The organism is Rhodococcus sp. NPDC003318, from assembly GCF_042879035.1.
Lineage (GTDB): Bacteria > Actinomycetota > Actinomycetes > Mycobacteriales > Mycobacteriaceae > Rhodococcus_G.
In genome coordinates this window covers 1-5,214 of the sequence record NZ_JBIAOU010000043.1, presented here as the reverse complement: position 1 = coordinate 5,214, position 5,214 = coordinate 1, and the positions used below count along the sequence as shown (strand labels likewise).

Below are 5,214 nucleotides of genomic sequence, written 5' to 3'. Positions count from 1 at the left end.
ACCATCGGTCGGGGGGCTCTCGTCGTTTCCCGCCCCTCCACCCTTCCCCGGGGTGAGGGTGGCCTTCGTACGCGTGACCCGCACGAAGGCCACCGCCACCCGCCACCGTGCAGCGATGAGGCGGCCGGCGACGGGGTGGGGTGGCGGACGGCAGCCACCACCCCGGGGCCACCCCACCCCTGCCCCTGCGGCTGCGGCTGCGGGGTGAAGGGCACCCTCGTACGCGTGACCCGCACGAAGGCCACCGTCAGCCGGAAGGGTGAGCGAGGTGGCCAGGGGCAGCTGGGCTGCTACTCGTCGTAGAGGCTGCCGAATTCGTGGGCTTCGACGAGGCGGCGGGGCGCGGTCAGGCACCAGGCCTCGGTGACCAGCTCGAGGAGCTCGTCGGCCTCGATTCCCTCGAGATGCACGACCACCCAGCCGAACTGGCCGGCCGTGAACTGGACCTCGAACACGTCGGGGCGTTCGGCGACGAGAGCGATCTGTTCGTCGAGCGTCGCCTTGAGACCCACCGTCTCCGTTTTCTCCCAGATGTAGCCGTAGCCCTTGCCGCAGACCTTGAGCGCGATCCAGTTCCCCGCCTCGTGCTGCTCGGTCTCGGGCAACGTATCCAGCATGGCGACGAACTCGTCGACAGTCACACCCATGCCACACGTCTACCAGAGCCGACCGACAGCGTCAGCGCGCGCTGACGGGTACCGCCAGCCGGGTCGGTTCTGCTCGGCCACGCAGGACCACCGACTCTCCCAGCGTCCATTCGCCTGCGTCAGCGGTTGCGGCGGCGACGGCCCGTTCGGAGGCGACCAGAGCCCCGGGAATCGACTTCGCGATCTCGCACAGGCGGGCGGCTTCGTTGACCGGGTCGCCGATGACCGTGTACTCGAAGCGGTTGCGGGCGCCGATGTTGCCGGCGACAGCGACACCGGCCGCGACACCGATGGCCGCGCTGCAGTCGGGTACCTCGTCGACGAGTCGGTCTCTGATCCGACGGGCGGCACCGAGCGCACTGCCCTCGGGGTCGACGGTGTCCGCGGGTGCGCCGAACACGGCGAGTGCGGCGTCACCCTCGAATTTGTTGATCAGGCCGCCGTGCCGGTCCACCTCGTCGACCACGACTGAGAAGAACCGGTTGAGCAGTTCGACGACCTCGGACGGGGGCCGGGTCGCGGCCAGCCTGGTGGATCCGACGAGGTCGATGAAGAACACTGCGATATGACGTTCCTCCCCGCCGAGTTCCGGGTTCCGTGCGATGGCGGCCTCCGCGACCTCGCGTCCGACGTGGCGGCCGAAGAGTTCCTGGATGTGTTCGCGTTCCCTCAGCCCCTCCGCCATCCGGTTGAAGCCGCTTTGCAACTCGCCGAGTTCGGTGCCGTCGTACACGACGACGGAGGCGTCGAGGTCGCCGCGTTCGATCCGGGACATCGCGCTTCGCACGGACCGGATCGGTGCCACTGTTGCGCCCAGTCCGAGCAGCGTCAAGGCGAACCCGCACAGCAGTGTCACTCCGCCGATAGCCAGAATGGAGATGTTGACCTGCGTCGCGTCGACGTCCCCTCGGGCGAGACTGAAGATCGCGACGAGCATCAGGCCGGACACCGGTACGCCGGTGCCGAGCACCCACGCGAGCAGGCCGCGTCCGGTGACGCCGGCGACCCGGAACCGTCTCGGATCACCGGCCTCGAGTGCGCGGGCCGCCGCCGGACGCAACGAGAACTCGCTGAGCAGGTACGAGAATGCGCAGACCGTGATGCCGCCCATCGCGATGGTGAAGAAGACCTTGGGAATCGTCTCCGGGTTGATCAGGCCGTATGCGACGGTGAAGAGGACGAGCCCGCCCGACCACAGCACGAGCTGGACACGAGTGAGCCGCCACGGCATCGCCAGGGCAGCGGTTGCCTCGCGGCGGCTGGGCGTGTGACCCTCGATCGCCCACCGCAGGTCGCGCACGGCCATCACTGTGCCCCACAGGGTTCCGACGACGAGCGACAGGGCGATGTAGATCGGACCGATGACGGCGTTCACGGTCAGGAAGCGGCGGGTGAAGACGTCCGGCCCCGGGATGACGACCATCAGCAGCGCGCCGACGAGGAGAGCCCCGATGATGTTCGCGAGCAACAGGGACGCGGTGAGCAGGACCTGGACGCGGACGCGTCGAACGCGGGGGCTCTCGTCGACGGTTCCGAGGATCGGCGAGCCGAGGGGTGCGGTGGATCTTCGCGGGCGTGACATGGTGTGGCTCACAATAACCGCGACGACGAGGACAACCGGGGCTCAGCATGTCGGGACCACCCGGTGTGGTGCTCTAGGGTGGTGGCCGTGCGTCTCGTGATTGCCAGCTGCCAGGTCGACTACGTCGGACGACTCACGTCCCACCTTCCGAAGGCCCGCAGGCTCCTGCTGGTCAAGTCGGACGGCTCGGTGAGTATCCACGCCGACGATCGCGCGTACAAGCCGCTGAACTGGATGAGCCCACCGTGCTGGCTTGTCGAGGACGGCGGGGACGACGGCAAGGTGCTGTGGGTCGTGACGAACAAGGCCGGTGAGGAACTGCGCATCACGATTGACGAGATCGAGCACGACTCCTCGCACGAGCTGGGCGTCGATCCCGGTCTGGTCAAGGACGGTGTCGAGGCGCACCTGCAGGAGTTGCTGGCCGAACATGTGGAGACGCTGGGCCCGGGTTACAGCCTCGTTCGCCGCGAGTACATGACCGCGATCGGTCCGGTGGACCTGCTGTGCCGGGACTCGGACGGGGCCTCGGTCGCCGTCGAGATCAAGCGGCGCGGCGAGATCGACGGCGTCGAGCAGCTGACCCGCTACCTCGAGCTGCTCAACCGCGATCCGCTGCTCGCGCCCGTCAGCGGGGTGTTCGCCGCCCAGCAGATCAAGCCGCAGGCGCGAACCCTGGCCGAGGACCGCGGGATCCGTTGCCTCACCTTGGACTACGAGGCGCTGCGCGGTATCGAGAGCACCGAGTTCCGACTGTTCTGACCGCCGGGTAGGCCGGCGGTGCCGTCGGACTAGGGTGGTGCCATGCCTCGCCGCAACAACAACCGCAGGCCCGCAGGCCCGTCACCGGTGGGATTGAACGGGCCGCGGGCCGAGTCGGGGCCGGCGGGCTACGACGACGAGAGTTACCTCGTCCGGCAGATCCCCGGGGCCAGAGCGCTCAAGACCTACCGCTGCCCCGGCTGCGACCACGAGATCCGCCCCGGTGTCGCCCATCTGGTGGCCTGGCCCGCGGACGGGCTCGGGGGCGCCGACGATCGTCGGCACTGGCACACCGGATGCTGGAACGGCCGGGGCTCGCGTGGAATCACCCGACGGTGGTCGTGATCGGCTTCGTCTCCGGTTCGTTCCGGGTGTTCGGGTTCTGCGCCGGCCTGGACTGGGCGCCTGCCCGCTGAGCATTCCCGGCCTGCGTCGGGGCGTCCTCGGGCTGCTCGTCGACGGCGTCCTGCAGGTCCGATTCGTCGTCCTTGGCGGACGCGGCGGGGTCCTTCGTTCCGTCGAGGAGTTCACCCTCGCGGTTGACGGACGCCAGCATTGCCGGCACGGAGTCGAGTTGCCCTCGAATCCCCAAGAGCTGGGCCAGGATTCGACCACGGAGCACCCGGAGTTCCTCGGCGAGTTCCTTGGCGTGGGCGATCCGCTTCTCGGCCTGCTCGGTGGCGGTCTGCAGTCGGCGGCGCGCCTCGTTGGTGGCGTCCGTGATCCGGCGCTCGGCCTCCGCCTTGCTCGACGCCTCGAGCTCCTCGACGGCCGCGACGACCTTGGTGCGACGCTCGCTCATCGTGATCTCGAAGTCCTGCTGAACGCGGGAACGCTTGGCATCGGACTCCGCCTCGAGGCGCGCGGCCTCGGACTGTGCGGCCTCGACGGTGCGCGCGGCCTCGGTACGTGCACGCGCCATCGTCTGCTCGTGTTCGGTTTCCATCGCCGAGCGCCGGTCGGCCAGCTCGGCCAGCTTCGCCTCGTACTTGCCGCGCAGCGCGGTTGCGTCCTGCTCGGCGATCGACACCATCTCGGCGGCGTCGGACTGGGCCTTGGCACGGACCTCGGACGCCTCGTCGGATGCCAACCGCAGCATGCGGGAGATGCGTTCGCTCATTCCCTCGGCCGTGGTCGGCGGGACCGAGAGCCGATCGACGTCCTTGCGCAGGTCGTCGATCTCGTCGCGGGCGTCCTCGAGCTGGTGGGCGAGGTCGCGGGCCTGGGCGGCCGCCGCGTCCCGGTCGGTGGCGACGACGCGCAGCTCGGTGTCGAAACGGTCGAAGTACCGTCGAACCTCGTCCTTGTCGTATCCCTTGCGGACGATGGTGAACGGCATGCCGCGGTCGTGATCGTAGGCCATGCGAACCAATTTACCGCCGGTCACGCCGGGGAGGCACCGCGCTGGCCGGTTGTGATACGGGACACCGTACCGTCACCCGCCCGTAACGGCTGAAGGGCGCCTTTGCTCGGTTCACCCGAACAAAGGCGCCCTTCAGTCGAAAGGTCGGGCCGCGTAGCCGCGCGGCAACACGGGCCTGGGAAGCCCAGGGGCTCAGTGGGAGGGGTTCGTGGCCGGCTCGACGAGCTCGACGAGCACGCCGCCGGCGTCCTTCGGGTGGATGAAGTTGATGCGCGAGTCGGCGGTGCCGCGACGCGGCGCGTCGTACAGGAGCCGGACGCCACCGGCACGCAGGCGTTCGGAGAGCGCATCGATGTCGCTCACGCGGTAGGCCATCTGCTGGATGCCGGGACCGCTGCGGTCGATGAACTTCGCGATCGTCGAGTTCTCGTTCAGCGGCGCGAGCAGCTGGATCGCGGGCGCACCCGCGGGGCTGCCGGGGACCGACAGCATGGCCTCGCGGACGCCCTGTTCCTCGTTGACCTCTTCGTGGGTCGAGACGAGGCCGAGGTGTTCGGCATACCAGGCGATGGCGACGTCGAGGTCGGGAACCGCGATACCGACGTGGTCGATGGCGGTCACCAGCTCGGAGGCCAGCGGGGAGCCGGCGGGGGCGGAGTGTGTCATACCCCCGACGTTAGCGTTACCGTCTTCGTAGTTCTCTCTCGGCTGTGGCTTCGGTCGCGCCGACACACTCGATCGTTGGAGGAAGTCGTGACCGGTTCAGTCATCGTGGCGGGTGCGCGGACCCCGATGGGGCGGCTGCAGGGCTCGCTGAAGGACTTCTCGGGATCCGACCTCGGCGGCATCGCCATCGCGGG

Annotated in this window: 6 protein-coding genes; 2 read left to right on the top strand and 4 right to left on the bottom strand. The window is 69.0% G+C overall.

The annotated features are described in order from the left end of the window. Window positions 1-290: 290 nt before the first annotated feature. On the bottom strand, window positions 291-647 hold the full coding sequence (locus tag ACFYVR_RS26865; protein ID WP_387479421.1) for an MmcQ/YjbR family DNA-binding protein: 357 nt from the start codon (window positions 645-647) through the stop codon (window positions 291-293). Window positions 648-678: 31 nt separating this feature from the next. Further along, complete coding sequence (locus tag ACFYVR_RS26860; RefSeq protein WP_387479418.1) at window positions 679-2,229, bottom strand: adenylate/guanylate cyclase domain-containing protein; 1,551 nt, start codon at window positions 2,227-2,229, stop codon at window positions 679-681. Window positions 2,230-2,316: 87 nt separating this feature from the next. On the opposite strand from ACFYVR_RS26860, the gene nucS reads away from it, so the two are divergent. Further along, window positions 2,317-2,991: an endonuclease NucS gene (nucS, locus tag ACFYVR_RS26855; RefSeq protein ID WP_387479415.1), complete on the top strand. Its 675-nt coding sequence runs from the start codon at window positions 2,317-2,319 to the stop codon at window positions 2,989-2,991. A 42-nt stretch (window positions 2,992-3,033) separates the two neighbouring features. Continuing rightward, the gene (locus ACFYVR_RS26850) at window positions 3,034-3,336 is read left to right on the top strand and encodes an ATP/GTP-binding protein (RefSeq protein WP_387479412.1); all 303 of its coding nucleotides are present in this window, start codon (window positions 3,034-3,036) and stop codon (window positions 3,334-3,336) included. On the opposite strand, the gene ACFYVR_RS26845 is transcribed toward ACFYVR_RS26850, so the two are convergent. Together ACFYVR_RS26845 and mce are read right to left on the bottom strand one after the other, a co-directional pair. Next, a complete protein-coding gene (locus tag ACFYVR_RS26845) occupies window positions 3,317-4,354 on the bottom strand; it encodes a hypothetical protein (protein ID WP_387479409.1) in 1,038 nt (345 codons plus the stop codon). The genes ACFYVR_RS26850 and ACFYVR_RS26845 overlap by 20 nt on opposite strands. A 192-nt stretch (window positions 4,355-4,546) precedes the next feature. Next, entirely contained in the window at window positions 4,547-5,020 is a 474-nt protein-coding gene (gene mce, locus ACFYVR_RS26840; protein ID WP_387479407.1) for a methylmalonyl-CoA epimerase, read from the bottom strand. Between the last annotated feature and the right edge of the window lie 194 nt (window positions 5,021-5,214).

Excerpts from the sequence above, each read along its gene's own strand:
- ACFYVR_RS26865 (WP_387479421.1), bottom strand. The coding sequence starts at position 647 with ATGGGTGTGACTGTCGACGAGTTCGTCGCCATGCTGGATACGTTGCCC.
- ACFYVR_RS26860 (WP_387479418.1), bottom strand. The coding sequence starts at position 2,229 with ATGTCACGCCCGCGAAGATCCACCGCACCCCTCGGCTCGCCGATCCTC.
- ACFYVR_RS26850 (WP_387479412.1), top strand. The coding sequence starts at position 3,034 with ATGCCTCGCCGCAACAACAACCGCAGGCCCGCAGGCCCGTCACCGGTG.
- ACFYVR_RS26845 (WP_387479409.1), bottom strand. The coding sequence starts at position 4,354 with ATGGCCTACGATCACGACCGCGGCATGCCGTTCACCATCGTCCGCAAG.
- mce (WP_387479407.1), bottom strand. The coding sequence starts at position 5,020 with ATGACACACTCCGCCCCCGCCGGCTCCCCGCTGGCCTCCGAGCTGGTG.